26 protein-coding genes and 1 pseudogene are annotated in these 24499 nt (G+C 67.3%); 14 read left to right on the top strand and 13 right to left on the bottom strand.

The features are described 5' to 3' along the window. The first annotated feature begins 10 nt into the window (after positions 1-10). Entirely contained in the window at positions 11-793 is a 783-nt protein-coding gene (locus AB0L58_RS15355; protein WP_364386851.1) for an enoyl-CoA hydratase, read from the top strand. Positions 794-816: 23 nt separating this feature from the next. Next, positions 817-1464 carry a TetR family transcriptional regulator gene (locus AB0L58_RS15350; protein ID WP_364387572.1) on the top strand — a complete coding sequence of 216 codons (648 nt, stop codon included), beginning with the start codon at positions 817-819 and terminating at the stop codon, positions 1462-1464. A gap of 134 nt (positions 1465-1598) precedes the next feature. On the opposite strand, the gene AB0L58_RS15345 is transcribed toward AB0L58_RS15350, so the two are convergent. The 6 genes from AB0L58_RS15345 to AB0L58_RS15320 are packed head-to-tail and all read right to left on the bottom strand — an operon-like array spanning position 1599 to position 7542. Continuing rightward, entirely contained in the window at positions 1599-2411 is an 813-nt protein-coding gene (locus AB0L58_RS15345; RefSeq protein WP_364386849.1) for an SDR family NAD(P)-dependent oxidoreductase, read from the bottom strand. Between the two features lie 40 nt (positions 2412-2451). Further along, positions 2452-3594, bottom strand: coding sequence for a thiolase family protein (locus AB0L58_RS15340; protein WP_364386847.1), 1143 nt, complete (start codon positions 3592-3594; stop codon positions 2452-2454). 30 nt (positions 3595-3624) lie between these two features. After that, on the bottom strand, positions 3625-4041 hold the full coding sequence (locus AB0L58_RS15335; RefSeq protein WP_364386845.1) for an OB-fold domain-containing protein: 417 nt from the start codon (positions 4039-4041) through the stop codon (positions 3625-3627). A gap of 11 nt (positions 4042-4052) precedes the next feature. Then, positions 4053-4967, bottom strand: coding sequence for a GTP-binding protein (locus AB0L58_RS15330; protein ID WP_364386843.1), 915 nt, complete (start codon positions 4965-4967; stop codon positions 4053-4055). Positions 4968-4970: 3 nt separating this feature from the next. Continuing rightward, positions 4971-6116 carry a thiolase family protein gene (locus AB0L58_RS15325; protein ID WP_364386841.1) on the bottom strand — a complete coding sequence of 382 codons (1146 nt, stop codon included), beginning with the start codon at positions 6114-6116 and terminating at the stop codon, positions 4971-4973. Continuing rightward, positions 6109-7542 (bottom strand): AMP-binding protein, encoded by a 1434-nt coding sequence (locus tag AB0L58_RS15320; protein WP_364386839.1) that lies wholly within the window; start codon positions 7540-7542, stop codon positions 6109-6111. Before AB0L58_RS15320 ends, AB0L58_RS15325 begins: the two co-directional genes overlap by 8 nt. 53 nt (positions 7543-7595) lie before the next feature. Here AB0L58_RS15320 and AB0L58_RS15315 point away from each other — a divergent pair, with 53 nt between their 5' ends. From AB0L58_RS15315 to AB0L58_RS15300, 4 genes are all read left to right on the top strand, one after another. Next, a complete protein-coding gene (locus AB0L58_RS15315) occupies positions 7596-8360 on the top strand; it encodes an SDR family NAD(P)-dependent oxidoreductase (protein ID WP_364386837.1) in 765 nt (254 codons plus the stop codon). Then, a complete protein-coding gene (locus tag AB0L58_RS15310) occupies positions 8357-9121 on the top strand; it encodes an SDR family NAD(P)-dependent oxidoreductase (protein WP_364386835.1) in 765 nt (254 codons plus the stop codon). The genes AB0L58_RS15315 and AB0L58_RS15310 overlap by 4 nt, the downstream gene beginning before the upstream one ends. A gap of 309 nt (positions 9122-9430) precedes the next feature. After that, positions 9431-10081, top strand: a complete 651-nt coding sequence (locus AB0L58_RS15305) for a helix-turn-helix domain-containing protein (protein WP_364386833.1) — start codon at positions 9431-9433, stop codon at positions 10079-10081. Positions 10082-10122: 41 nt separating this feature from the next. Further along, positions 10123-10932 carry a methyltransferase domain-containing protein gene (locus AB0L58_RS15300; protein ID WP_364386831.1) on the top strand — a complete coding sequence of 270 codons (810 nt, stop codon included), beginning with the start codon at positions 10123-10125 and terminating at the stop codon, positions 10930-10932. 311 nt (positions 10933-11243) lie between these two features. On the opposite strand, the gene AB0L58_RS15295 is transcribed toward AB0L58_RS15300, so the two are convergent. Next, entirely contained in the window at positions 11244-12272 is a 1029-nt protein-coding gene (locus AB0L58_RS15295) for a ferredoxin--NADP reductase (RefSeq protein ID WP_364386829.1), read from the bottom strand. A 76-nt stretch (positions 12273-12348) separates the two neighbouring features. Here AB0L58_RS15295 and AB0L58_RS15290 point away from each other — a divergent pair, with 76 nt between their 5' ends. The 4 genes from AB0L58_RS15290 to AB0L58_RS15275 are packed head-to-tail and all read left to right on the top strand — an operon-like array spanning position 12349 to position 16518. Then, positions 12349-13797 carry an AMP-binding protein gene (locus tag AB0L58_RS15290; protein ID WP_364386827.1) on the top strand — a complete coding sequence of 483 codons (1449 nt, stop codon included), beginning with the start codon at positions 12349-12351 and terminating at the stop codon, positions 13795-13797. Then, entirely contained in the window at positions 13775-14677 is a 903-nt protein-coding gene (locus tag AB0L58_RS15285) for an acyl-CoA dehydrogenase family protein (RefSeq protein WP_364386825.1), read from the top strand. The genes AB0L58_RS15290 and AB0L58_RS15285 overlap by 23 nt, the downstream gene beginning before the upstream one ends. Then, a complete protein-coding gene (locus tag AB0L58_RS15280) occupies positions 14664-15752 on the top strand; it encodes an acyl-CoA dehydrogenase family protein (RefSeq protein WP_364386822.1) in 1089 nt (362 codons plus the stop codon). The genes AB0L58_RS15285 and AB0L58_RS15280 overlap by 14 nt, the downstream gene beginning before the upstream one ends. 1 nt (position 15753) lies before the next feature. Beyond that, positions 15754-16518, top strand: coding sequence for an enoyl-CoA hydratase/isomerase family protein (locus tag AB0L58_RS15275; protein WP_364386820.1), 765 nt, complete (start codon positions 15754-15756; stop codon positions 16516-16518). 244 nt (positions 16519-16762) lie between these two features. Here the strand turns inward: AB0L58_RS15275 and AB0L58_RS15270 are convergent, their stop codons facing one another. The 6 genes and pseudogenes from AB0L58_RS15270 to AB0L58_RS15245 all read right to left on the bottom strand — a co-directional run bounded on the left by AB0L58_RS15270 (position 16763) and on the right by AB0L58_RS15245 (position 22048). Continuing rightward, positions 16763-17161, bottom strand: coding sequence for a serine hydrolase domain-containing protein (locus AB0L58_RS15270; protein ID WP_364387570.1), 399 nt, complete (start codon positions 17159-17161; stop codon positions 16763-16765). Between the two features lie 77 nt (positions 17162-17238). Beyond that, positions 17239-17664 carry a group 1 truncated hemoglobin gene (locus AB0L58_RS15265; RefSeq protein WP_364386818.1) on the bottom strand — a complete coding sequence of 142 codons (426 nt, stop codon included), beginning with the start codon at positions 17662-17664 and terminating at the stop codon, positions 17239-17241. Positions 17665-17840: 176 nt separating this feature from the next. Next, complete coding sequence (locus AB0L58_RS15260) at positions 17841-18899, bottom strand: CoA transferase (protein WP_364386816.1); 1059 nt, start codon at positions 18897-18899, stop codon at positions 17841-17843. After that, positions 18896-19852, bottom strand: coding sequence for an LLM class F420-dependent oxidoreductase (locus AB0L58_RS15255; protein ID WP_364386814.1), 957 nt, complete (start codon positions 19850-19852; stop codon positions 18896-18898). Before AB0L58_RS15255 ends, AB0L58_RS15260 begins: the two co-directional genes overlap by 4 nt. A 247-nt stretch (positions 19853-20099) precedes the next feature. Next, a pseudogene (locus AB0L58_RS15250) lies at positions 20100-20471 on the bottom strand (cobalamin B12-binding domain-containing protein); the annotation flags it as partial. Further along, positions 20471-22048 (bottom strand): methylmalonyl-CoA mutase family protein, encoded by a 1578-nt coding sequence (locus AB0L58_RS15245; RefSeq protein WP_364386812.1) that lies wholly within the window; start codon positions 22046-22048, stop codon positions 20471-20473. The pseudogene AB0L58_RS15250 and the gene AB0L58_RS15245, both read right to left, overlap by 1 nt. Before the next feature lie 87 nt (positions 22049-22135). Between AB0L58_RS15245 and AB0L58_RS15240 the strand changes: the two genes are divergently transcribed. From AB0L58_RS15240 to AB0L58_RS15225, 4 genes are read left to right on the top strand one after another with little or no spacing between them, the layout of a single operon-like run. After that, complete coding sequence (locus tag AB0L58_RS15240; protein ID WP_364386810.1) at positions 22136-22969, top strand: SDR family oxidoreductase; 834 nt, start codon at positions 22136-22138, stop codon at positions 22967-22969. A 22-nt stretch (positions 22970-22991) separates the two neighbouring features. Further along, positions 22992-23387 carry a 4-carboxymuconolactone decarboxylase gene (gene pcaC, locus AB0L58_RS15235; RefSeq protein ID WP_364386808.1) on the top strand — a complete coding sequence of 132 codons (396 nt, stop codon included), beginning with the start codon at positions 22992-22994 and terminating at the stop codon, positions 23385-23387. Continuing rightward, the gene (locus AB0L58_RS15230; protein WP_364386806.1) at positions 23380-24270 is read left to right on the top strand and encodes an NAD(P)-dependent oxidoreductase; all 891 of its coding nucleotides are present in this window, start codon (positions 23380-23382) and stop codon (positions 24268-24270) included. Before pcaC ends, AB0L58_RS15230 begins: the two co-directional genes overlap by 8 nt. A 9-nt stretch (positions 24271-24279) precedes the next feature. Beyond that, positions 24280-24489, top strand: a complete 210-nt coding sequence (locus AB0L58_RS15225) for a hypothetical protein (RefSeq protein WP_364386804.1) — start codon at positions 24280-24282, stop codon at positions 24487-24489. Positions 24490-24499: the final 10 nt, after the last annotated feature.

Raw genomic sequence — 24499 nt, 5'->3', positions numbered from 1 at the left:
GGAGCTCGCAATGCATATTCTCTACGCCGTCGCCGATAAGATCGCGACCATCACCCTGAATCGTCCAGAGGTCGCGAACGCGCAGAACGGTGCACTACTGGACGAACTCGACGCGGCATGGGCTCGGGCGGCGGCCGATGACGATGTATCGGTGATCGTCTTGCGGGCCGAAGGCAAGCATTTCTCCTCGGGTCATGATCTGCGTTCGGGCGGGCCGCTACCGGACAAGATCACCCTGGACATGATCTACAGTGTCGAGTCGCGCCGCTATCTGGAATATTCGTTGCGCTGGCGCAATGTGCCGAAACCAGCCATCGCCGCGGTGCAGGGGCGCTGTATTTCCGGTGGGCTGCTGCTGTGTTGGCCATGTGATCTGATCGTCGCCGCCGAGGATGCGCTGTTCTCCGATCCGGTCGTGCTGATGGGTATCGGCGGCGTCGAATATCACGGGCACACCTGGGAATTGGGGCCGCGCAAGGCCAAGGAGATCCTGTTCACCGGGCGTCCGGTCACCGCGCGCGAGGCCGAGCAGGTCGGCATGGTGAACAAGGTGGTGCCGCGGGCCGAATTGGATGCGCAAACCACCGCGCTGGCCACGCAGATCGCCAAAATGCCGCCGTTCGGGCTGCGTCAGGCCAAGCGTGCGGTGAATCAAACGCTGGACATACAGGGCTTCTACGCCGCCATCCAATCGGTATTCGATGTGCACCAGACCGGGCACGGCAATGCGCTCAGCCATGCCGGGCTGCCGATCCTGGCGTATCTGGACGAGATGAAGGAAAAGATGCAGTAGGTCGATCGCGCAGCGTGAGGGAGATTCGTGACGGGTCCGTCCGCAGGTCCGTTCGTGCCGAAGAGACGCGGCAGCTGATTCTGATTGTGGCGGAACGGCTATTCGCCGAATGCGGCCTGCTCTCGGTATCGAACCGGCAGATCAGCGAGGCGGCAGGACAAGGCAATAACGCCGCCGTCGGCTACCACTTCGGCGGCAAAGCCGATCTGGTGCGCGCGATCGCGAAAAGGCACCTCGACGCGGTCGAAAAGGCTCGCGGACATATGGTTGCGGCGGTCGCCGACTCAGCGGACGCGCGGGATTGGGTGTCCTGCCTGGTCCGCCCGCTGACCGAACATCTTGCCGCGCTGGGCGATCCGACATGGTTCGCGCGGTTCGCCGCGCAAGCGATGACCGATCCGAGGTTCCGGGAGATCATGATCGACGAATCGCTCGCCGCACCGACACTGTGGCGGGTGCTCGACGGTTGTCACCGCTGCCTGCCCGATCTCCCGAACCCGGTGCGGCTGGCACGCCTGGACCTGGCCAACCACCTGTTGCTGGCGGTCTGTGCCGAGCGGGAATACGCACTCGCCCATGGCCTGCCGACCTTGCGGACCAGCTGGACCGGCACCGCGTCGGGACTGATCGACGCGATAGTCGGGATTCTGCTGGCACCGGTCGCGCCGTGAGTCGGTGCGCCGGAACCGAAATCGGTTCAGACAGCGTCCGATACGACGGTGATTCGGTCCAGTTCATGCGGTATCGCGCCACCGAAGTGGGTTGGTATCGGGGCGATTACCGGCGTCCACGTTCATCTTTCGGGTCAGGCGACGGTGATGTCGGCCAGCAGTGCGTCCACCCGTGCCCGTGCTCGAGTGGCCACCCCATCACCCGGAGCCACGTGGACGCGACCGGCTTCGACAGCGGCGAGCGCGGACTCGGCGACCTCGCGCGGGGACAGGATGCCACCGCGCGCGGCAGCCAGGCTGCGCATCGAGGGTGCCGCGCCGTCACCGGCCGGTAGTTCGATTGCGCCCAGCGCGGCGGAGTTCTGTCCGAGCGGGGTGTCGACCAGGCCAGGGCACAGCACGGTGGCGCCCAGCGCGGGCGCCACCCGTTTGAGCTCGAGATCGAGTGTCTCGGTCAGACCGACCACTGCGTGCATGGTGCCGGTGTAGGGCGTGCGGCCGGGCAGCGGGGCGAGGCCGCCGGAAGATGCGGTGTTGAGGAAATGGCCGGTGCCCTGCGCGATGAGCAGCGGCGCGAATGCCTTGACGCCGTGGACGACACCGAGAATCTTGACCCCGATCATCCGCTGCCAGGTGCGCGCGTCCTGGTCCCACAGCGGTGCGGCCGGGCACACCACCCCAGCGTTGTTGCAGACCAGATCCACCCGGCCGTAGGCAGCCAGCGCGCGCTCGGCCAGCGCGCACACCGATTTCTCGTCGCTGACATCGGCCACCACGGCAGTGACCTCGGCGCCGCGCAACGATGCCGCCGCCGCGGTCAGGCCGTCCTCTCGGATATCGCCGAGGACGAGCCGAACGCCACGCGCGGCAAGCGCCTCGGCCAGGCCGTAGCCGATGCCACTCGCACCGCCGGTGATCACGGCGACCTGCCCCTTATGTATCCGCATCGGCTACTGCTCCTCGCCGGGTGGTGGGTCGAAAACACCGTCAGATACTGAGCACCGATGCCGCCGCGGTGCCGGGCGCCCCGTAGACCTGGGCATAACCGACGCGCGGAGTACCCGGCACCTGACGCGCACCGGCCTGGCCACGCAATTGCAGCACCAGTTCGTACACCTGCCGGATACCGGAGGCACCGATGGGTTCACCATTGGCGATGAGGCCGCCATCGGTATTCACCGGCAGCCGTCCGCCGATCTCCGTCGCCCCCTCGGCGAGCAGCTTCTCCTGGTCGCCGTCGGCGCAGAAACCGTTCTCCGCCATGTGGATCACCTCCGCGCCCGCGTCGGTGTCCTGGAGTTGGACCACATCGACATCCTCGGGCCCGATCCCGGCCGCCTCGAAGGCGGCCCGAGAGGCGTACACCGTCGGCGAGACGTCCTCGTCGATGGCCGCCCAGGTGCTGTGCACCTCGTACGCGCCGTAGCGGCGGGTACGGATCGCGGTCGAGCGCAGATACACCGGATCGCTACGGTAGCGGTGCGCGATATCCCCGCGGCACATGATCACGGCCGCGGCGCCCTCGTCGGGCGAGCAGAACATGTACTGCGTCAACGGATAGTTGAGCATGGTCGAGTTCAGAATCTCGTCCTCCGGAATCGGCTTGCGCCGGAAGGCATTCGGATTGAGCGCGCCATTGCGGAAGTTCTTCGCGGCGACCCTGGCCAGGGTGCGCTGGGAGATGCCGTGCTCGTGGATATAGCGGTTCGCCTTGATCCCGAAGAACTGGGTGGTGACGAACTGTCCGTTCTCCGCGTACCACGCGGGCAGGCCGAGTTTGGCCGGATCATCGGTGAAGGCGCCGCGGGGATGTTTGTCCATGCCGACCGCGATGCCGATGTCGTATCGTCCGGACCGGATCGCCTCCGCGGTCTGCTCGATCGAACTGGCGGCGGTGGCACAGGCATTGAACACATTGGTGAACGGAATTCCGGTCAGTCCGACCAGCCGGGTCACGGCGTCGGGATTGCTGACCTCATAACTGCCGCCGAATCCGAACTGGATGTCCTTCCACTCGACACCGGCGTCGGTCAGCGCCAACTGGATTGCGTCGGCGCCCATTTCGATGGCCGACTCGGCGAAGCGGCCGAACGGGTGCAGGCCGACGCCGATGATGGCAACGTCGTTCATTCAAATCTCCTAGGTGGCCGTAGTCGCTGTTCAGACCGGCGCGAAAGCGACCGTGACGACTTCGTCTCCGTCGTCGTCGACATAAAGGGGGACGAAGGCCAGTTCGACATCCATCCCGAAGCGCAGCTCGGCCGGTTCGGCCACGGTCAGCCGGGCTTCCACCCGCACGTCATCGCCCAGCTGGATCAGGCCGATCCCGAACGGCTCGAAGTTTTCGGCCGACTCCTTACCCGCGTACGGCAGTTTCGGAACGAAGCCCTGGGTGGTCCACGCGACGAGCGTGCCGCGACGGGGCAGCAGCCGTTCGGACATGTCCGGGCCGCTGCACCGCGGACACCGCGGTTGTTTGGGCCAGGTGACCGCGCTGCACGCGGCGCAGCGACTGCCGATCAACTGCGGATGTTCCGCCGGCCACGTCGAGACATCGGGCGCGAGCGCCTTTGCCATGCCGTCCTCCATCATGTGGAAATGTCATTCTCATAAACTGTATACGCTATTTCCGACGAAATGCGAACCGTGAGCAGCCGCTCGGCCGCGGTGTACGCGTCCAGCCGTCCGGCCGCGACCGCATCCGCCAAGTCAGCCAACGCCGGATCGGTCCGTAGGCGGGTCTGCGCCAGGGACAGGATCTGGGCCCGTGCCCGCGCGGTACGGCGGTCGACGGTGTCGGTGCGGTGGTGCGCGTCGATCGCGGCCACCAACTCGGCGATCCCCACCCCCTTGGCCGCGATCAGGGTGAGGATCGGGGCGACGGACTCCTGACGCAGATCGCGCACGGTCCGGTCCGCGCCCTCCCGGTCGGCCTTGTTGACGACGAGAATGTCGGCGACCTCGAGCAGTCCGGCCTTCGCGGCCTGAATCGCGTCTCCCGCACCGGGATTCAAAATCACCAGGGTGGGGTCGGCGATCGCGGCGATCTCGATCTCGGACTGCCCGACACCGACGGTTTCGAGCAGGATCAGCTCATGGCCCAGCGCGCCGAGCAGTTGGATGGCGGCGGGCACCGCGGCCGCGAGTCCACCCAGATGACCGCGGGTCGCCACCGATCGGATCAGCACATCGGGATCGTTGATGTGCTGCGCCATCCGAATCCGGTCACCGAGCAGCGCACCGCCGCTGTACGGCGACGACGGATCGACCGCGAGCACGGCCACCCGCAGACCGCGCTCGCGATAGGCGGCGACCAGTGCCGCGATCGTGGTCGATTTACCCGCGCCCGGCGGGCCGGTGACTCCGATGACCCGTACCGGGACCGGGTCGAGCAGTGCGAGCACCTCGTCGCGCCGCGCCCCCTCGACCGCGCTCAGCAACCGCCCCGTGGCCCGCACCGATCCGGCCCGCGCGGCGGCGATGAGCTCCGCTATGGTCCCCACGCGCTACGGAGCCGGAACCTCGATGACGGTGGCCGAACCCATCCCGCCACCCGCGCACAGCGCCGCGATGCCGAAACCGCCACCGCGCCGCCGCAATTCGTGCACCAAGGTGACGATCATCCTGGCTCCGGTGGCGGCGACCGGATGGCCGAGCGAGCAACCGCTGCCGCTGAAGTTGACCCGATCGGGATCGAGATCGAGCGCCTTGATCGCCGCGATCGGCACCGAGGCGAATGCCTCGTTGATCTCGTACAGACTCACCTCCGACAGCGAAATACCAGCCCTGGCAACGGCCTTGGTGATCGCCTCGATCGGGGCCAGCCCGGTGTCGTGCGGATCGACACCGACCGAGGCCCATCCGCGGATGATGCCGAGGGCGGGCAATCCGAGCCGGTCACTGGCAATGGCCAGGGCCGCGGCGCCGTCGTTGGAGCCCGACGCATTGCCCGCGGTAATGCTGAAGCCCTCGATCTCCGGGTGCAGCACCTTCAATCCGGCCAGCTTTTCCAGACTGGTGTCCCGGCGCGGGTGCTCGTCGACCGCGAACAGTCCGTGCGGAGTGTCGATCGGCACGATCTCCTCCTCGAGCCGGCCCTCGTCGATGGCGGCGATGGCATTGCGGTGCGAGCGCAATGCCCACCCGTCCATCTCCGCCCGCGAAATCCCGGACGCCACCGCGGTATTCCAGCCGACCGTGATCGACATGTCCAGGCAGGGCGCGTCGGGCCGATCCGGGTGGCTCGGCGCGACCCACGGGTCGATCCATTCGTCCGGGCCGACCCGGAAGCGCACCCGCGGCGCGGTGGATTCGGAATTCACGCCACCGGCGATGACGAGTTCGTCCATACCCGCGCGGATTCCGGCGGCCGCGGTCTGCACCGCGGCCATACCGGCGGCGCAGTGCCGGTTGTGCGCGAGACCGGCGACATTGGTCAACCCGGCGGTGATCGCCGCGTGCCGGGCCAGCACACCGCCGCCGTAGCGACCCTCGCCGAGGACGACGTCATCGATGCGGGTCGGGTCGAGTCCCTCGGCGGCCGCGGCTACCACGTGCTCGGCCAGGTCGAAGGCATTGGTATCGCGCAGCGTGCCCTTGCGGGCGGTTCCGATCGGAGCGCGCAGTGCGGACACGATGACGGCTTCAGGCATTGGTGTTCTCCATTTCGGTGACGAGGTTGCGGCGCAGCAGTTTTCCGGTCTCGGTCTTGGGCAGTTCGCGGCGGAAGACGACGGTGTCGGGCGTTTTCGACGACCGCAGCCGCGTGCGGACCCACTGTTTGATCTCGTCCGGCTCGCCGACGCCGACGAGCACCGCGACCAGCCGCTGTCCCCACTCCGGATCCGGCACCCCGATCACCGCTGCTTCGGTGATGCCCGGATACTCCAGCAGCACGTCCTCGATCTCGGCGGGCGCGATGTTCTCGCCGCCGCGAATGATGGTGTCGTCGGCACGCCCCTCGATGAACAGATAGCCGTCGGCATCCAATCGGCCCAGATCCCTGGTGGGGAACCAGCCTTCGGCATCCAGGGCGCTGCGGCCGCCGTATTCACCGGAGATCTGCTCGCCGCGCACGAACACCAGTCCGACCTCCCCCACCCCGGCGGATGCGCCGGACTCAGCGCGGATCTGGATCTCGATCCCGGGGAGCGGCTGCCCCACCGAGCCGAGCCGATCACGGACGGCTGGATCCTCGGATGCGAATGCCGCACGGTGATCGTCGGGTCCGAGTACCGCGATCGAGGACGCGGTCTCGGTGAGTCCGTACGCGTTGACGAAGCCGGTGTCCGGAAGTACCCGCAGCGCGTGCTCGAGCACCGGGCGCGGCGTGCGGGAGCCACCGTAGGCGAGACTGGCCAGCGTCGGCAGATCCGCGTCGGCACCGTCGACGGCCGCGACGATGCGCGCCAACATGGTCGGCACCAGCATGGCGTGGGTAATCCGTTCGCGCCGAACGGTTTCCAGCCACCCGGACGCGTCGAATGCCGCCAGGTAGACCACGCGGCGGCCGGCATAGAGATTCGACAGCAGATTCGTCAGACCCGCGATGTGATAGGGCGGCACCGATACCAGCGCCGCATCCGCCGGATCCGCGGCGCCGAACTCCACGGTGTTCAGCAGATAGGCCATCAGATGCCGATGCCGCAGCAGCGCCGCCTTGGGTTCGGAGGTGGTGCCGCTGGTGTAGATGATCGCGGCGACCGCGTTGCCATCCCACGGCACCTCGACGTCGGCCGCGTCGGACACAGCCACCTCCTCGATCAAGGCATCGAGGTCGTCGGGGCGCAGCACCAGCGCCCCCGGATGGCGATCGAGCAGCGTGGCCAACTGCTGTTCGCCGAGCCGGTAGTTCAGCGGCACGAAGGGCACCCCGGCCAGCGCCGCCCCGAAGAGCGCGACCGGATAGGCCAGGTGATTCGCGCCCAGATACAGCACCGCGGGGTACGGCTGGAACCGGGTGGCCGCGCGGCGGGCGTTGTCGAGCAGGGCGGCGGCGGTCAGCGAACGATCACCGACCGTGATCACGGTCCGATCGCCGGCCGACGCGGCCATGTCTAGGATCATGCTGATATTCATGAGAACATTATTCTCTCCATAGGAGAGTGTTAGTTGCAAGAGAGGATTGCGATATGCAGATCAGTGGGAGCGCTGCCATCGTCGTCGGCGGTACCGGCGGACTGGGCGAGGCCACCGTGCGCCGCCTGCACGCCGCCGGAGCGAAGGTGGTGGTCGCCGATGTCGCCGACGACAAGGGCAAAGAACTCGAAGACGAGCTCGGCATCCGCTACGTGCACACCGACGCGACCAGTGAGGAGTCGGTGCTCGCGGCCATCGCCGAGGCAGAATCACTTGGGCCGCTGCGCATTTCGGTCGACACCCACGGCGGCCCGGCCAGCGGCGGCCGCCTCGTCGGCAAGGACGGCTCGCCACTGGCACTCGACGGCTTCCGCACCACCATCGAGTTCTATTTGACCGCCGTCTTCAATGTGTTGCGCCTGTCGGCCGCGGCCATCGCCAAAACCGAGGCACTGGAGGAGGGCGCGCGCGGTGTGATCGTCAACACCGCCTCGATCGCGGGGTACGAGGGCCAGATCGGCCAACTCCCGTATTCGGCGGCCAAGGGCGGCGTCATCGGCATGACCCTGGTGGCGGCCCGCGACCTTTCCCCGCTCGGCATTCGAGTGGTCACCATCGCGCCCGGCACGGTCAACACTCCCGCCTACGGCAAGGCCGCCGACCAGTTGGAGGGCTATTGGGGACCCCAGGTGCCCTTCCCCAAGCGGATGGGCCGCTCGGTCGAATACGCGCAGTTGACCCAGTCGATCATCGAGAACGACTACCTCAACGGCGAGGTCATCCGGCTCGACGGCGCGCTGCGCTTCCCACCGAAATGACCGGGCATCCAGCGGGCGCGGCACTCAGCGGCAAGGTCGCCTTCGTGGCGGGCGCCAGTCGCGGCATCGGCGCGGCGATAGCCACGGGCCTGGCCGCGGCCGGTGCGGCGGTGGCCGTTGCCGCGCGCTCGGAAACCGAGGGCAGGCTGCCGGGCACCATCAATTCGGTCGCCGATCGGATCATCGCCGCGGGCGGCACGGCATTGCCCGTCGTATGCGATGTCACCAGCGAGGAATCGGTCGAAAAGGCGGTGGCCGCAACGGTTTCGACATTGGGCGGCATCGATATCCTGGTCGCCAATGCGGGCGTGCTGTGGTTGGGCCCGATCGAGACCACCCCACTCAAGCGCTGGCAACTGTGCATGGACGTCAACCTGACCGGTGTCTTCCTCGCAACCAAGGCCGTCATACCGCAACTGAAAGCCCGCGGCGGCGGTTCACTCATCGCGATCACCACCACCGGCGTCGATATGATCCGCGGCGCCAACGCGTACTGGGTATCCAAAGCCGCCGTCGAACGCCTCTACCTCGGCCTCGCCGCGGAACTCAAGGACGACAACATCGCGGTCAACTGCCTGAGCCCGACCCGGGTGGTATTGACCGAAGGCTGGCAGGCCGGTGGCGGTGGACAAAAGATTCCGCCGAGCATGGTCGAGCCACCGGAAACAATGGCCCGCGCTGCCGTGCTGCTGGCAAGCCAGGATGCCAGCGGTATCACCGGCACGGTGCAGCGCTCGGAAGTCCTGATTCCGCGGGGATGATCGGCACACAGGCCCCGAAGACGAACCGTCTTCGGGGCCTTGCGCGCACGTCGGCGACAAGGCTGAGCCCGGTTTCGGTCCCCACCGAAGACGTCGTGGCGAGGACGCCGAAAACGGCCACACCAGCGATCGCCGCTACCGCGTGCCAGGTGGCTGCCGGTCGCACGGGCATGGTGGTCGCCGCGCCAGCATCCACGAACCCCTTGATAGCGCTGTTCGAATCGGCCGCGCGATGACATATCGGCAGTTAGTAGAGTTTTTCAACTAATAAGTTGATTTTATGTACTTCAAGTGCGATATGATGTCGACATGCGGAGCTACGACCAGTACTGCTCGATCGCCAGGGCGCTCGACGTGGTGGGAGACCGTTGGACGCTGCTGATCGTTCGCGAGCTGCTCCTGCAGGGCCCGGCCCGATTCACCGACCTGAAGAACGGGTTGCCCGGAATCGCCGCCAACCTGTTGTCGACCCGACTGCGGGAGCTCGAGCAGGCTGAACTGATCAGCCGCGACGATGCACCGCCACCCGTGGCGACCACCCTCTACCGGCTCACCGAAACCGGTCTGGCCCTGGAACCCGCGCTGCAGGCGCTGGGACTGTGGGGACTTCGCTTTATGACCAGCGTGCGCCCCGAGGACACCTTCCGGGCGCAGTGGCTCGCGTACGCGCCGGAGTGGTTCGTCGCCGACAACGCTCCGGACGCGCCGCCCGCGACTATTCAGCTCAGCTCCGCCGATGCGCATGCCGTCCTCGAGGTCGGCGCGGGCCGGGTCAGCTCGCACACCGGTGCGGCCCCCGATCCCGACCTCGTGTTGGACGGTCCTCCGCATGCTGTGCTCGGATTGCTCACGGGCGTCATCGATTTCGAGCAGGCCACGCAGCTCGGACTGGCCACCCGAGGCCGGCGCGAGGTGCTCACCAGGCTCCGGCCCATCGGCCGGGCAGCGGGGAGTCCATGAACGACCAGGGCGCAGCCGCCGGAACAACCAGGGAGACCGACATGACCGACACCCAGATCCTGGAGCAATACGCGACCGGGACGTCCCGCAGCAATATCGAACAGGCACTCGTCGCCGCCGGGAAAGAACTCGACCGGCTCGAACCCGCCGATCTCGCGCTACTCGAGGATTTCCACACCGGTGGCCGCATCGCGACCTACCAGCTCGCGGACCTGGTCGCCCCGGCACCTACGACCGAGGTGCTCGACGCGGGCACCGGCATCGGCGGCACCGCACGGTACCTCGCGACCCGCTTTCGATGCCGGGTCACCGGGGTCGATATGGTCGCGGAATACTGCGACACCGCCCGCTGGCTCAATCACCTTGTCGGCGTGGACGATCGGATAGTCGTCCGCCAGGCCGACGTGACGGAACTCCCCTTCGCCGATGCCGCATTCCACGTGGTATTCAGCCAGCACGTCCAGATGAACGTGCTCGACAAGGAACGCCTGTATCGCGAGGCACGCAGGGTCACCATCGACGGCGGCCGACTCGCCGTGTGGGACATCGTGGCCGGTGACGGCAACGCACTCGACTATCCCCTGCCCTGGGCGGACGGCCCCGAACACAGCCATCTGGCCACACCGGCCGCACTACGCGCCACGATCGAGTCGGCCGGCTACACCGTCGAGCATTGGGCCGACCTTACTTCGGATGCTGTGACAACCATGCGCACCGTCCTCGCCCTTCCGCCCACCCCACTCGGACTGCACGCGTTCGTCCCCGACTTCCGCGAAAAGGCCGAGCACCTCACCAACGCCTTGACCGACGGACGCCTGCGAGCCATCCAGGCCGTCGCCACAGCATCCTGACAACCTGCTATCCGCCGCGTGTCGCCAAGATCTGCTTGTGACGCATGCATGCTGCCATGACCGACGGAACCCGCACGCCCAAGACCTGCGCCTATCCTGGCCCGCCGCCCCGGATCGCCCGTAAGCACTGAACCACCGCCTGGCTCAGACCGGGACGACGAGGAGAAGCGGTGTTGGTCGACCGATCACGTGGGACTGGTGGCGGTATCGGCCGAGAGAGTGCGCCACAGGTTCCACGTGATCACTTGGCCAGTAGCGCATCTCGCACCTTGCCCCTGTTCGGTGGGGCGGGGGCGGCGGGACGTGGGGTATTACTCGTAGTCGACGGTGATGGAGTCCGTATCGGGCACGGCCTGGCAGGTGAGGACATATCCGTCGGCGAGTTCGTCGTCGGTCAGTGCGTCGTTGCGGCGCAGAGTGGCGTGGCCCTTGGTCACCTTGGCCATGCAGGTGGCGCAGTTACCTGCCTCGCAGGAGAACGGGGGTGCCAGACCGGCGCGGCGGGCGCTTTCGAGCAGTGTTTCGCCGTCCTTGCGCGGGACCGACTTCTTCTTGCCCTTCAGGATGACGGTCACCGTGTTGTCGGTGGTCGCGACCGGGGTTGTGGCCCTGGGAGTTTCGACGGTCGCGGGGGTAGCGGGCAGCGCCGGGGCGGGCGCGCCGAATCGTTCACTGAACACCAGACCCGGTCCGGGCAGGGCGTTTTCGATCATCTCCATGAAGGCCTCGGGTCCGCAGACGTAGCAGTCGGCACCGCCGTCCGCGCCGACGAAATCTCGGACCGCTTCGGGAGTCAGGAAGCCGCGGTCGGAGTCCAGGTGGCGAATCACCTCGAGTCGTCCCGGATAGCGGCCGCTCAGTTCCGCGAGTACCGCCTCGAAGATCACCGACTCCCGATCGCGGTCCGCGCACAGTAGCCGCACCCGCCTGGCGGTGCTCGCCAGTGCGCTCTTGGCCAGCGACAGGATCGGCGTGATGCCGCTGCCGCCGCTGAAGCCGAGCAGCGCTGCCTCGGTCGGGCGCAGGCAGAACCGGCCCGCCGCCCTGGTCAGCTCCAGTTCGTCGCCCTCGACCACGTTGTCGTGCAGCCAGTTCGAGACCTGCCCCCCGGGCACCCGCTTGACCGTGGTCATCAGCTCACCGTCGGTTTCCGGCGCACTCGACATCGAGTAGGAGCGGTACAGGTCCTTGCCGTCCACCTGGACCCGGAACGTGCAGAACTGCCCGGATTGATAAGCGATCGGCCCGTCGTGCGGGGCGAGCACATAGGTGCGCGCGTCGGCGCTCTCTTTGACGATCCGGGTCACGGTCGCGCGCTGGAACAACGGGGGTCTCGCCATGGACTGCCTCCTCCTGGTATTAAGATTCTAATACAATGAGAATTGTATTCTCTCCAACGAGACAGGATCTTCTCAAATGGGGTCGAACGACAGCCGCGGTGCCACCCCTGCCGCGACCGCGCGCACCGAACCGGTTGCCCTCGCCTTCGAGTACCGGGAGTACACGCGCGGGCAGCTGGATCGACTGGCCGCGGGCCTGGCCCTGGAGTTGGTCGGACGGGGTGTGCGCGCCGGTCAGCGCGTGGCGCTGATGTCGTCGAACCGGCCGGAATTCGTCGTCGCCGTGCTGGCGACCTGGCGATTGGGCGCGACACCGGTGCTGATCAGTCCGGCCTGGAAACGTGCCGAGGTCGAACATGCCCTGGCGCTGACCGAACCGGTGTACGGGCTCGGCGATGTGCCGATATTGGCCGAGCTGCTGCCGACACGTCACCTCGACGAGCCGATCACCGCGCTGACGCGCACCTTCGGGCGACCCGATCCACAATCCGACGCGGTGCTCGTATTCAGTTCGGGCACTACCGGATTGCCGAAGGCGGTGCGGCACACCCACGCCTCCCTCGCCGCCGCGGTGCGGCACTGGACCCGGGTGCTGGAGCTGAACTCCTACGACCGCCTGCAGATCGTCACGCCGCCCTCACACATTCTCGGGCTGCTCAATATCGTCACCGTGCTGGAGGCGGGCGCCTGGATGCGGCTGCACCGCCGCTTCGATCTGGAACGGATGCTGCGGTGCATCGCCGAGGACCGGATCACGATCGAGATGGCCGTCGCGCCCATCGCATTGGCACTGGCCGCACAGCCCGAGCTCGAGTCCTATGACCTGTCCTCGTTGCGCTACATCATGTGGGGTGCCACGCCGGTCACCGCGGGCGTCGCCGCAACCGTCACCGCCCGAACCGGTGTCGGCTGGCTGCCCGCGTACGGGACCACCGAACTGCCGGTCATCGCGTGCAGTCCGATCGGTGACGTGCGGTACGACAGTGTCGGAAAAGCCGCACCGGAGGTGCGACTGCGGGTGGTGTCGGTGCTGAGCGGAGAACCGTTGGGCGCGGGCGAGATCGGTGAAATCCAGGCGCGGTCGCCGTCGCTGATGGCCGGTTATCTACCGGCCGAGGCGACCGGCGATGCCTTCGACAACGGCTGGTACCGGACCGGTGATATCGGCCGCATCGGTGCCGACGGCTGGGTCCAGGTGACCGACCGATCCAAGGAAATGCTCAAGGTCCGCGGCTTCCAGGTGGCGCCCGCCGAAATCGAGGCCGTACTGCACGGACATCCGGCGGTGGGCGACTGCGCGGTGTTCGGCATCGCCGACCCCGCCGACGGGGAGGCGATCGTCGCGGCAGTAACTCGCACCGCGCCGGTCACCGCCGACGAACTCATCGCACTGGTCGGCGACCGGCTGGCCGGCTACAAGCGACCGCGCCACGTGGTGTTCGTCCCCGAAATCCCGCGCCTGCCCTCCGGCAAGGTGTTGCGCCGAATTCTCAAGGAGCAGTATGGACGTTCGTCTCACGAGTGAACAGCGACAATTGCGGGACGCCGCCGCGAAATTGGCCGACGACCTCGGCCCCGGCTCGGTACTCGACCTCGACGACGCGGCCAGGGTCGCCCGGCTGGAGAAGGCGATCGACCAGACCGGCTGGCGGGCACTGCGCTCGGACGGCGCCTCCGGCGTCGAGGTGGCGATCGTGGCCGAGGAGTTCGGTCGCGGCCTGGTGGATGCGCCGTTCCTGGGGCCGGTACTGGCCGACGAGCTGCGCGGACGCCCGGCCGACGAGCATCGCTGGACCATCGCGGTTACCGACCGGGCGGTCGACGCGCACGGCGCCGACCGCGCCCTCGTGATCGCCGATGGCCAACTGCTTGTCAGCGGCCTCGGTGCCGAACTCCCCGGCGCGGATCTCACCAGGGTCGACGCGGAGCTCACCGGTCGGCGCGACTTGCTCGGCGAACTGAGCGCCGATCAAGTGACGCAGTGGCAGACATTGGCGCTGGTGGCCACGACCGCCGATCTGGTCGGTGTCGCCCGCGGCGCCCAGTCCCTCGCCGTCGAGTATGCGAAAGTCCGTGCGCAGTACGGCAATACGATCGGTTCGTATCAAGCGGTGGCCCATCTGCTCGCCGAGAGCCAGGCACTGATCGAGGGATCGATCAGTGTCGCGCGCCACGCGGCCTGGGCGGTCGACGAATTGCCGCACGCCGAATCGATGCGTGCGGCGCGGATCGCAAAGCTGTACTGCGCGCGGGCCGCGCGGACAGTGTGCGAGACCGCGATTCAGGTGCACGGCGGTATCGGCAACACCTGGGAATGCCTCGCGCACGTGTACCTGCGCCGGGCCCTCACCTCGACCGAGTTGTTCCCCGTCAGCCTGGAGGAGATCGACCATGGACTTTCGTGACGCACCGCAGGAGGCCGAATTCCGAAACCGGCTGCGCGCCTGGCTGGCCGAGGTCGCCGGAACCTTTCCGACCTCGGGTGACGAATACTGGGCACGGCAGGGCGAATGGCATCAGGCGCTCTACGCGGCCGGATTCTTCGGGCTGTCGTGGCCGCGCGAATTCGGTGGCCACGAGCTTTCGCCGGTCTACGACGTCATCCTGGACGAGGAGCTGGCGGTCGCGGGTGCCCCGCCCCGGCCCAGCCTCGGCTACCTGGTCGCGGGCCTGGGGCGGCACGCGAGCAAGGAACTGCAGCAGCGATTCCTGCCCGGCATGATCAATGGCACCGAGCGCTGGTGCCAGGGCTTCAGCGAACCGGGCGCCGGATCGGATCTGGCCGCGCTGGCGACCACCGCGACGCGCGCTGGCGACCATTACGTCGTCAACGGCCACAAGATCTGGACCAGCTACTCCGACGTCGCCGACTGGTGTCTGCTGTTGGCTCGCACCGATCCCGATGCCCCACGGCACAAAGGCATTTCGGCATTCATCATCTCGATGAAACAGCCGGGTGTGCGGCAGCGGCCACTGCGGATGATCAGCGGGGTGACCCGGGAATTCGGCCAGGTGGAATTCGACGGGGCGATCGTGTCGGCGGATCAGTTGGTCGGTGCGCCGGGCGAGGGCTGGAAGCTGGCGATGACCGTCGTCGGACATGAACGCGAGCCGTCCACCTTGGGATTCGCGGCTCGGTACGGAAAGCTGGTGCGTCAGCTGGCCACTCGCGTCGAGGGCAAGGTGCCCGAGGAACTCGCCTGGGCGGCAGTGCAGACCGAGATGCTGCGCCTGCACGTGCGGCGCCGACTCTCCGAACAGCTCGACGGCATCACCCACGGGCCCGATGGATCGCTGGACAAACTGCTCATGACCTGGGTCGACCAAGCGGTCGGCCATGCGGCGCTGGCCGTCGGCGGTACCCGCGATCCGGAACTGCTCGGGTCCTACTTCTACAGCCGCGCACAGAGCGTTATGGGCGGTACCTCACAGATACAGAAGAACATCATCGCCGCGCGCATCCTGGGATTGGGAGTTTGAAATGTATGACATGCCAGCCGAAATCGACGTTCGCGCCGAGGGCCCGGTCCGGATCATCACGCTGAACCGGCCCGATGCCCTCAATGCCGTCAACGATCCGCTGCACGCCGGGCTGGCCCGGTTGTGGCCGCGGCTGAGCGCGGACAGCGCGGCGCGGGTAGCGGTGCTGACCGGCGCGGGCCGGGCCTTCTCCGCCGGGGGCGACTTCACCTATCTCGAAGAACTCAGCCGCGACCGCGAGTTGCGCGCCAAGACGATCGCCGACGGCCGCGACATCGTGCTCGGCATGGCCCGCTGCCGGATCCCGGTGATCGCCGCGGTCAACGGTCCCGCGGTCGGTCTCGGCTGCAGTCTGGTCGCATTGAGCGATCTGGTCTACATCGCCGAAACCGCGTACCTGGCCGATCCGCATGTACAGGTCGGCTTGGTCGCCGCCGACGGCGGCCCGCTCACCTGGCCCCTGCACACGAGTCTGCTGCTGGCCAAGGAATACGCGATCACCGGTGCGCGGATCCCCGCCGCCAGGGCCCGCGAAATGGGCCTGGCCAACCACATTGTCGAAGATCCGGTAGCCGAGGCGCTGGCCTGCGCTCAGCGCATACTCGAACTTCCACAACAGGCGGTGGAGAGCACCAAGCGGGTCCTCAACCTCCAACTCGAGCGAGCGGTGCTGGCCACCCTCGACTATGCCCTTGCGGCCGAGGACCTGACGTTCCAAAGCGAGGACTTCCGGGCCAATATCGCCAGACTCACCGCCAAGCGCTGAGCATCCCCATGCCCCGGCCACCTCGACACGGCGCTGTCCAGCGCGACACAACGCCTGAGACCGGGCACCCCTTCTGGTAGCCGGGCATCCCCTGTCTCGGGTGCCCGGCTACGACACAGGGTGCCCGGATGTTTCGGTGCCGGTAGGTGTCAGGCTGTGAATCCGCCGTCGATGGTGATGCTGGTGCCGGTGATGAGGCGGGCGTCGGGGGCGGTGAGGTAGGCGACCATCGCGGCGAGCCTGGTCATCGATGAATCACATCCAGCCGCGGAAGCACTGCGGCTGTCGAAAGTGCTTGCGGCGCTGTCGGATCCCGCGCGCCTGGCGGCGGTCCGGGCACTGGCGGGCGCCGAGTAGGTGAGGCGAACAGCGGCTCGGCTGTCCACGCGGTGTCCCGGGGGTGGTCCAGCACGGCGAAATCCGGTGCGGGACCATATAACACCGTCAGCCGGTCGCGTTTGGCCTGCGGCACGGTAAAACTCGTGTCCACCATCCCGAGAGGCCGGAAGATCCACTCGCGCAAGACCGTTTCCAGCGATTGCCCGGCGACTCGGGCGATAAGCACGCCGAGGATGTCGGACGAGGTGTGGTAGCGCCAGATCCCGGGATCGGCGATGAGCGGGAATCCACCGACACGCCGCAGCCAAGCATCTGGAGCGAGCGTTTCGGCGCCCGGCAGTCCGATGGCGGTGGCGATCGGCTGCGCGGTCAGCGCGGTGACTAGGAGGCCGAGCCGGACGCGATATCGTCGGCCAGCGGGGCAACGGCCCCGATGATCTGTTCCACCAGCGCCGTCGGCACCCCGGCGGCGGTCAGCGCATCGGTCAGATGTCCGGCCACGAGGCCGAAATGGTCCATCGTGATGCCACGACCTTGATGGACCTGCTTCATCGGGGCACCGGTGTAGGGGCCGGGGCCGCCGAGCGCAGTGGAGAAGAACTCGACCTGCAGCCCCTTCAACCGCGACATATTCGTACCGGTGAAGAACGGCGCCAGCTGGTCGTCGGCGAGGACTCGTACGTAGAAGTCCTCGACTACCGCCTCGAGCGCCTCCTGCCCGCCGATCTGCTCGTAGATTGTGCCGGGCTCGGCGACCGTGGCCGTCCCCGCTGCGGACTTGGACCTGAACCATGATGTGATATCCATGCATTCAGGACAGCACCGGTCGGTTTCCGTCCGGTTAGTCGGTTGTCGCAGCCCGTTTTCTCTTCGTGGCCAATATATTTCACGGAACTCACACCGGGCTGCCGCACCTGTGAGCAATGTTTCGAACCCGACTCGTCCTGCGGAAACCGTACTCTCGGTGCCCACTCGGGCACCGATTACACATCGTGTTCTCCGAGCACCGGCGGTGGACCGTATCGCGGCTGGTATCCGGCGATCCGGATCGGACTGCCGATCAGCCGGAAATCGCCCACGGTGACGATGGTTTCGGGGGTGGCGGCCAGCGCTTCGGGCAGGGTGCGTACCGCAGCCGCCGGGATGCCGAGCGGGCGTAAGCGAGATTCCCAGCCGGATGCGGTATCGGTGGCCAAGGCCGCGGTCACCGCGGCGAGTACCTCGTCACGGTGCGCGGCCCGCTCGGCCATTGTCGCGAATCCGTCGACGCCCGCCTCGGCGGCGAAGACCTTCCAGAAGCCGTCGTGGGTGATGAACAGTGCGAGATGGCCGTCGGCGGTCGGAAAGAGCTGTGCCGGAACGTAATACGAATGTGCGCCGAACCTGCGGCGTTGCGGCTGTCTGCCGTCGTTGAGATAGGCCGACGCATGGTAGTTCAGCTGCGAGAGCATCACCTCGTACAGCGAGACGTCCACCTGCCCGCCGCGACCGGAGACTATCTGGGCGAGCAGGCCGAGCGCGGCGGTGAGGCCGGTCGAGTTGTCGGCCGAGGAATACCCGGGCAGCGTGGGCGGCCCCTGCGGATCGCCCGTCATCGCGGCGATACCCGTCGCCGCCTGGATCACATAATCGAAGGCGGGGTCGTCACCGCCGTCCAAGCCGAAGCCGGTGATCGCCACACAGACGATGCGCTCGTTGCAATGCCGGAGCGACTCATAGGTCAGGCCGAGGCGCCGGATCGCCGACGGCTTCAAATTCACCAGCAGCGCATGCGATTCCGCGACGAGTTCGGCCAGCCGACGCTGTCCGGCGGGGCTGGTCAATTCGAGTCGGATACTGCGCTTGCCGCGATTGAGGCTGGCGAAATAGGAGTCGCCGACCTGCCGCGAGATCTCCCCGTTCAGCGGTTCGATCTTGGTCACTTCGGCACCGAGATCGGCGAGCATCATCGTGGCGTAGGGACCGGCGAGCATGGTGCCGACCTCGAGTATCCGGATCCCCGCCAGCGGCCCCGCGGCCTCGCCGGAATCGCGGTCGCTCACCGCAATTCCTTCGCCAGTTCGGCGATCATCTCCCGGGTTCGGCGCTTGGAGGCGATGAGTTCGTCGCGGGTATCGCCGATGGGCAGCAGCCGCACCGACAGATCCGTGGCTCCCGCGTCGGCGAAGCGGCGCAGTCCCGTCGCGATCGCCCGCTCGTCACCCGCGACGCAGATATCACCGATATCGCTGGCCGCACCCTGTTCCAGCAGCCGCTGGTAGTTGGGCGAGACCTCGGCCTCGCCGAGAATCCGGTTGGCCCGCGCCTTCGCCGCATCGACCTCCGACGGCGCGCACAGGCACACCGGCAGCCCGGCGACGATGCGTGGTGCGGGTCGCCCGGCCTCGGCCGCGGCCTTGGTGATCTTCGGGACGACATGGTCGGCCACGGCACGCTCGTCGGCCATCCACAGAATGGTGCCGTCGGCCTGTTCCCCGGCGATGCGCAACATGACCGGGCCGAGTGCGGCGATCAGCAGCGGCACCGGCGCCACCGGGCCGAGGTCGAGCGGATTGTGCACGGTGAAGCTGTCGTTTTCGATATCGACCTGGCCGGGCCCGCGCAAACCGGCAGTGAGCACGTCCAGATAATCGCGGGTGTAGGCCGCCGGTTTGGCATAGGGCAGCCCGAGCATGTCCCGCACGATCCAGTGATGCGAAGGGCCGACACCCAGCGCGAGCCGACCACCGGCCGCGGCCTGCGCCGAAAGTGCTTGACGGGCAAGGGCGATCGGATGCTGCGCCTGCAACGGCACGACCGCCGTACCCAATTCGATACGGGTGGTTTTCCTACCCATCAGCGCGATGGTGATCAGCGCATCGAAATCGGTGGGTATCTGCGGAATCCACGCGGTATCCAGTCCCGCGCTTTCGGCCCATTCGATATCGTCGAGCATCCTGGCGAGCTTGCGCGCGGAGTCCCCCTTCTCCGGCCCGATCATCACTCCGATTCGCACGAATTCCTCCAGTTTCCAAGCTTTTTCACAGCACTGTGGCCCGACCGGATCACGACGGTGTCGCGGTTTCGGTCTCGGGGACGGCAGTCGGCGGAGCCGACGGGGTGGGTGAGCGCTCGGGGACGGTAGTCGGCGGAGCCGACGGGGTGGGTGAGCACTCGGGGACGGTAGTCGGCGGAGCCGACGGGGTGGGTGAGCACTCGGGGACGGTAGTCGGCGGAGCCGACGGGGTGGGTGAGCACAGCGCGCGGATCTCGGTGACCAGCGTCTCCAGCGCGGTCCCGGTCGGAAAGACCGCGGCCGCACCGGCTTCCAGCAGCCGCGGCACATCCGCCTGCGGGATGGTGCCGCCGACCACCACCGCGAGATCACCGGCGCCGGCGGCCCGCAGCGCATCCACGACGCGCGTCGTCATCGCCACATGCGTGCCGGAGAGGATGCTCAAACCGACCACGGCGACGTCTTCCTGCAACGCGATCGACACGATGTCCTCCACGCGCTGGCGGATGCCGGTGTAGATGACCTCGAACCCGGCGTCACGCAGCGTGCGGGCGACGATCTTGGCACCGCGGTCGTGACCGTCCAACCCCGGCTTGGCGACGAGTACACGCGCGGGCATCAGAACACCACCGGCTGCTGGAATTCGCCCCACACCGATTTCAGTGCTGCGGTCATCTCGCCGACCGTGCAGTACGCGTTGGCGCAGTCGATCAGATTGTGCATCAGATTTCCGTCTCCTTCGGCGGCATGCCGCAAAGCGGTGAGACCGGCGCGCACCGCGGCCGGGTCTCGTTCGGCCTTCACCCGAGCAAGGCGCTTCAGTTGCAATTCCCGCCCCTTGGCATCGAGTTCATAGGTGTCGATATCGGGCGCGGGCTCATCGGAGACGAATCGATTCACCCCGACCACCGGACGCGCACCCGATTCGACCTCCTGATGCAGCCGGTAGGCCTCATCGGCGATCAGCCCCTGCAGATAGCCGTCCTCGATGCAGCGCACCATGCCGCCGTGCTGCTCCAGATCGGTCATGATCTCGACAATGCGCGCCTCGGTGGCATCGGTGAGCGCCTCGACGAAGTAGGAGCCGCCGAGCGGATCGGCCACCCGCGTCACACCGGTCTCGTAGGCGAGGATCTGCTGGGTGCGCAACGCCAGCGTCGCCGACTCCTCGCTGGGCAGCGCGAACGGCTCGTCCCATGCGGCGGTGAACATCGACTGTACCCCGCCGAGCACCGAGGCCATCGACTCGTAGGCGACCCGCACCAGATTGTTCTGGGCCTGCGGCGCGTACAACGACGCGCCACCGGCGACACAGCCGAATCGGAACATCGACGCCTTATCCGTGCTCGCGCCGTAGCGTTCACGCACCAGGGTGGCCCAACGACGCCGACCCGCACGGTACTTCGCGATCTCCTCGAAAAAGTCGCCGTGGGTATAGAAGAAGAACGAGATCTGTGGCGCGAATTGATCGATCGTCATCCGGCCGCGCGCCACCACGGTGTCGCAGTAGGTCACGCCGTCGGCGAGAGTGAACGCCATCTCCTGCACCGCGGTCGCCCCGGCGTCACGGAAGTGCGCGCCCGCCACCGAGATCGCGTTGAACCGCGGGACCTCGGCCGCGCAGAACTCGATGGTGTCGGCGATCAGCCGCAGCGACGGTTCCGGCGGCCAGATCCAGGTGCCGCGCGAGGCATATTCCTTGAGGATGTCGTTCTGGATGGTGCCCGTGAGTTTTGCCCGCGGTACCCCCTTCTTCTCCGCGGCCGCCACATAGAACGCCAACAGGATCGCCGCGGTGCCGTTGATGGTGAAGCTGGTGCTGATCTTGTCCAGCGGTATGCCGTCGAAGAGCACCTCGGCGTCGGCGAGCGTATCCACGGCTACGCCGACCCGACCGACCTCCTCGCTCACCTCGGGGTCGTCGGAGTCGTATCCGCATTGCGTGGGCAGATCCAACGCCACCGACAGTCCGGTGCCGCCTTGTTCGAGCAGATACCGGTAGCGCCTGTTGGATTCCTCCGCGGTACCGAAACCCGAGTACTGCCGGAACGTCCACAACCGACCCCGGTAGCCGGAGGCGAAATTGCCACGCGTGAAGGGGTATGCGCCCGGCTGGGGCGGATCGGCACGCCGGTCTTCCGGTCCGTAGACCGGCTCGAGCGGGATGCCGGACGAGGTCTGCACTTGGTCGTTCATCAGTGAATACGCTACTTGCCAAAAAAGAGAATGCCAATACCATTTGAAGCGAGTGAGTTCTCACAACACGTCACATCGAGGAGCACGATGCCCGATCCGCATCGACCGTTGACCAACCGCACGATGGTGATCTCCGGCGCCAGCCGCGGTATCGGACTGGCCATCGCGGTCGCCGCCGCCCGCCGCGGCGCCAACGTGGTGCTGTTGGCCAAGACGGCCGAACCGCATCCACGGCTGCCCGGCACCGTCTACACCGCGGCCGCCGAGATCGAGGCCGCGGGCGGTAAGGCGGCCGCCGTGGTGGGTGATGTGCGCCGCGAGGAGGATGTACGGCGGGTCGCGGAAACCGCGCTGGAACGCTTCGGCGGCATCGATATCTGCGTCAACAATGCCAGCGCCATCGCGACCGAGCCGACCGAGCGGTTGTCGCCCAAGAAGTTCGACCTGATGGTCGACATCAATATTCGCGGCACCTTTCTGCTGACCCAGTCGTGTGTGCCGCACCTGCGCAACTCGGTCAACCCGCATGTGCTGACCATCGCGCCGCCGGTGAATATGAATCCGCGCTGGCTCGGCGCACATCCGGTCTACACGCTGTCCAAATACGGAATGACGCTGCTGTCACAGGGCTGGGCCGCCGAATTCGCCGAGGCCGCAATCGCTTTCAACTGCCTGTGGCCCGAGACCTTCATCGCCACGTCAGCAGTGGCCAACCTCGACGACGGCGCGAACCAGCTCGCGGCCGCGCGCAGTCCGGAGATCATGGCCGACGCCGCGATCGAGATCGTGTCCCAGCCCGCGCGGCAGATCACCGGCAACTGCTTCATCGACGCCGAGGCGTTGACCCGCTACGGCGGTGTCACGGACCTGTCCCGCTACGGCGGCGGCACGCACCCGACACCGGACCTGTTCCTCGACTGATCCGCCGAAAGGATTGCCGGATATGACAATCGATCCCGACCACCGGGCGCGATACGACGCCGGACTGCAGGTCCGCCGCGAGGTCGTCGGCGCCGACTACGTCGACCGGGCGCTGGCCGCCGCCACCGACTTCTCCGCGCCGCTGCAGGATCTGGTCACCGAATACTGTTGGGGTGCGGTGTGGACGCGCCCCGAGTTGGACCGCCGGGCCCGATCGATGATCACCCTGGCCATGCTGACCGCCCTCAACCGCGCCACGGAATTCGCCACGCATGTGCGGGCCGCATTGACCAATGGCGTCACCCCGGACGAGATCCGGGAGGTGCTACTGCATGCGACGATCTACGCCGGCGTCCCGGCCGGCGTCGAAGCCTTCCGAATCGCCGGACCGATCCTGCGGGAGCACGCCGATGTCTGAACGCGAAACCGGGCACATCGCCTTCCTCGGCCTCGGCACCATGGGCGCGCGCATGTCGCGGCGGTTGGTCGAAGCGGGGTTCGACGTCGTCGGATTCGACCCGTCCGAGACTGCCCGCGCGAGCCTGACCGCCGTCGGCGGACGGGTCGCGACCAGCGCCGCCGCGGCCGCCGCCGGAGCCACGCACCTGATTCTCATGCTGCCCAGCTCCCCCGTCGTCGAATCCGTACTCGGTGACGAACAGGTGCTGTCCACCTTGGGACCGGGCGCGATCGTGATCGATATGAGCTCATCCGAACCACAGTCGACGCAGCGGCTGGCCACGGTGCTGGCCGGGCGCGGGATCACGCTGGTCGACGCACCGGTGTCCGGCGGCGTGCGCGGGGCGGCGGCCGGTACCCTGACGATCATGATCGGGGGTCCGGAAGATATTGTCGCCCAGCTCGATTCGGTGCTGGCACCGCTGGGCAAGGTACGGCACATCGGTTCATCGGGCGCCGGTCATGCCGTCAAGGCGATCAATAATCTGCTCGCCGCGGTCAACCTGCTCGCCGCCGCCGAAGCAGTCGCGGCCGGACGTCGTTTCGGCCTGGACCCGGCCGTGATCATCGAGACCGTCAATGCCGCGAGCGGGCGCAGTGCCGCAACCGAACTCAAGTTCCCGCAGGCGATCCTGCCGGAAACTTTCGACTCCGGATTCGCCCTCGCGCTCATGCTCAAGGACATGCGCATCGCCACCGACCTGGCAGCCGCGCTCGGCATACCGGCCGCACTCGGCGAGCGTGCCGTCGAGCTGTGGACCCGCGCCGCCGCCGATCTGGGCCCGAGCGCCGACCAAACCGATATCGCGCGCTGGGCGGACGCGCCGTCCGCGAACCACTGAGGTCACACCATGCATGCGCCCATCCGATTCTCGGTCGTCGAGGTGCTCCACTACTTCGGCAAATGCCCGCGCTGCGGCTATCCCGCCAGCGCCGCATCGATGATCCGCACCTTCGCCGACGGTGCCACCGAATCGCAACTCGTCGCCACCTGCGGGCAGCCGTGCGGATGGAGCGGCCCGGTGGCGCTGACCACGATGACCGACGCCCGGTCCGATTGAATCGGAGCCA

Source organism: Nocardia sp. NPDC052112, assembly GCF_040680135.1.
In the GTDB taxonomy this organism is placed as follows: domain Bacteria; phylum Actinomycetota; class Actinomycetes; order Mycobacteriales; family Mycobacteriaceae; genus Nocardia.
Note: the sequence above shows the minus strand (reverse complement) of the source record. Positions and strands in the feature narration are given on the sequence as shown.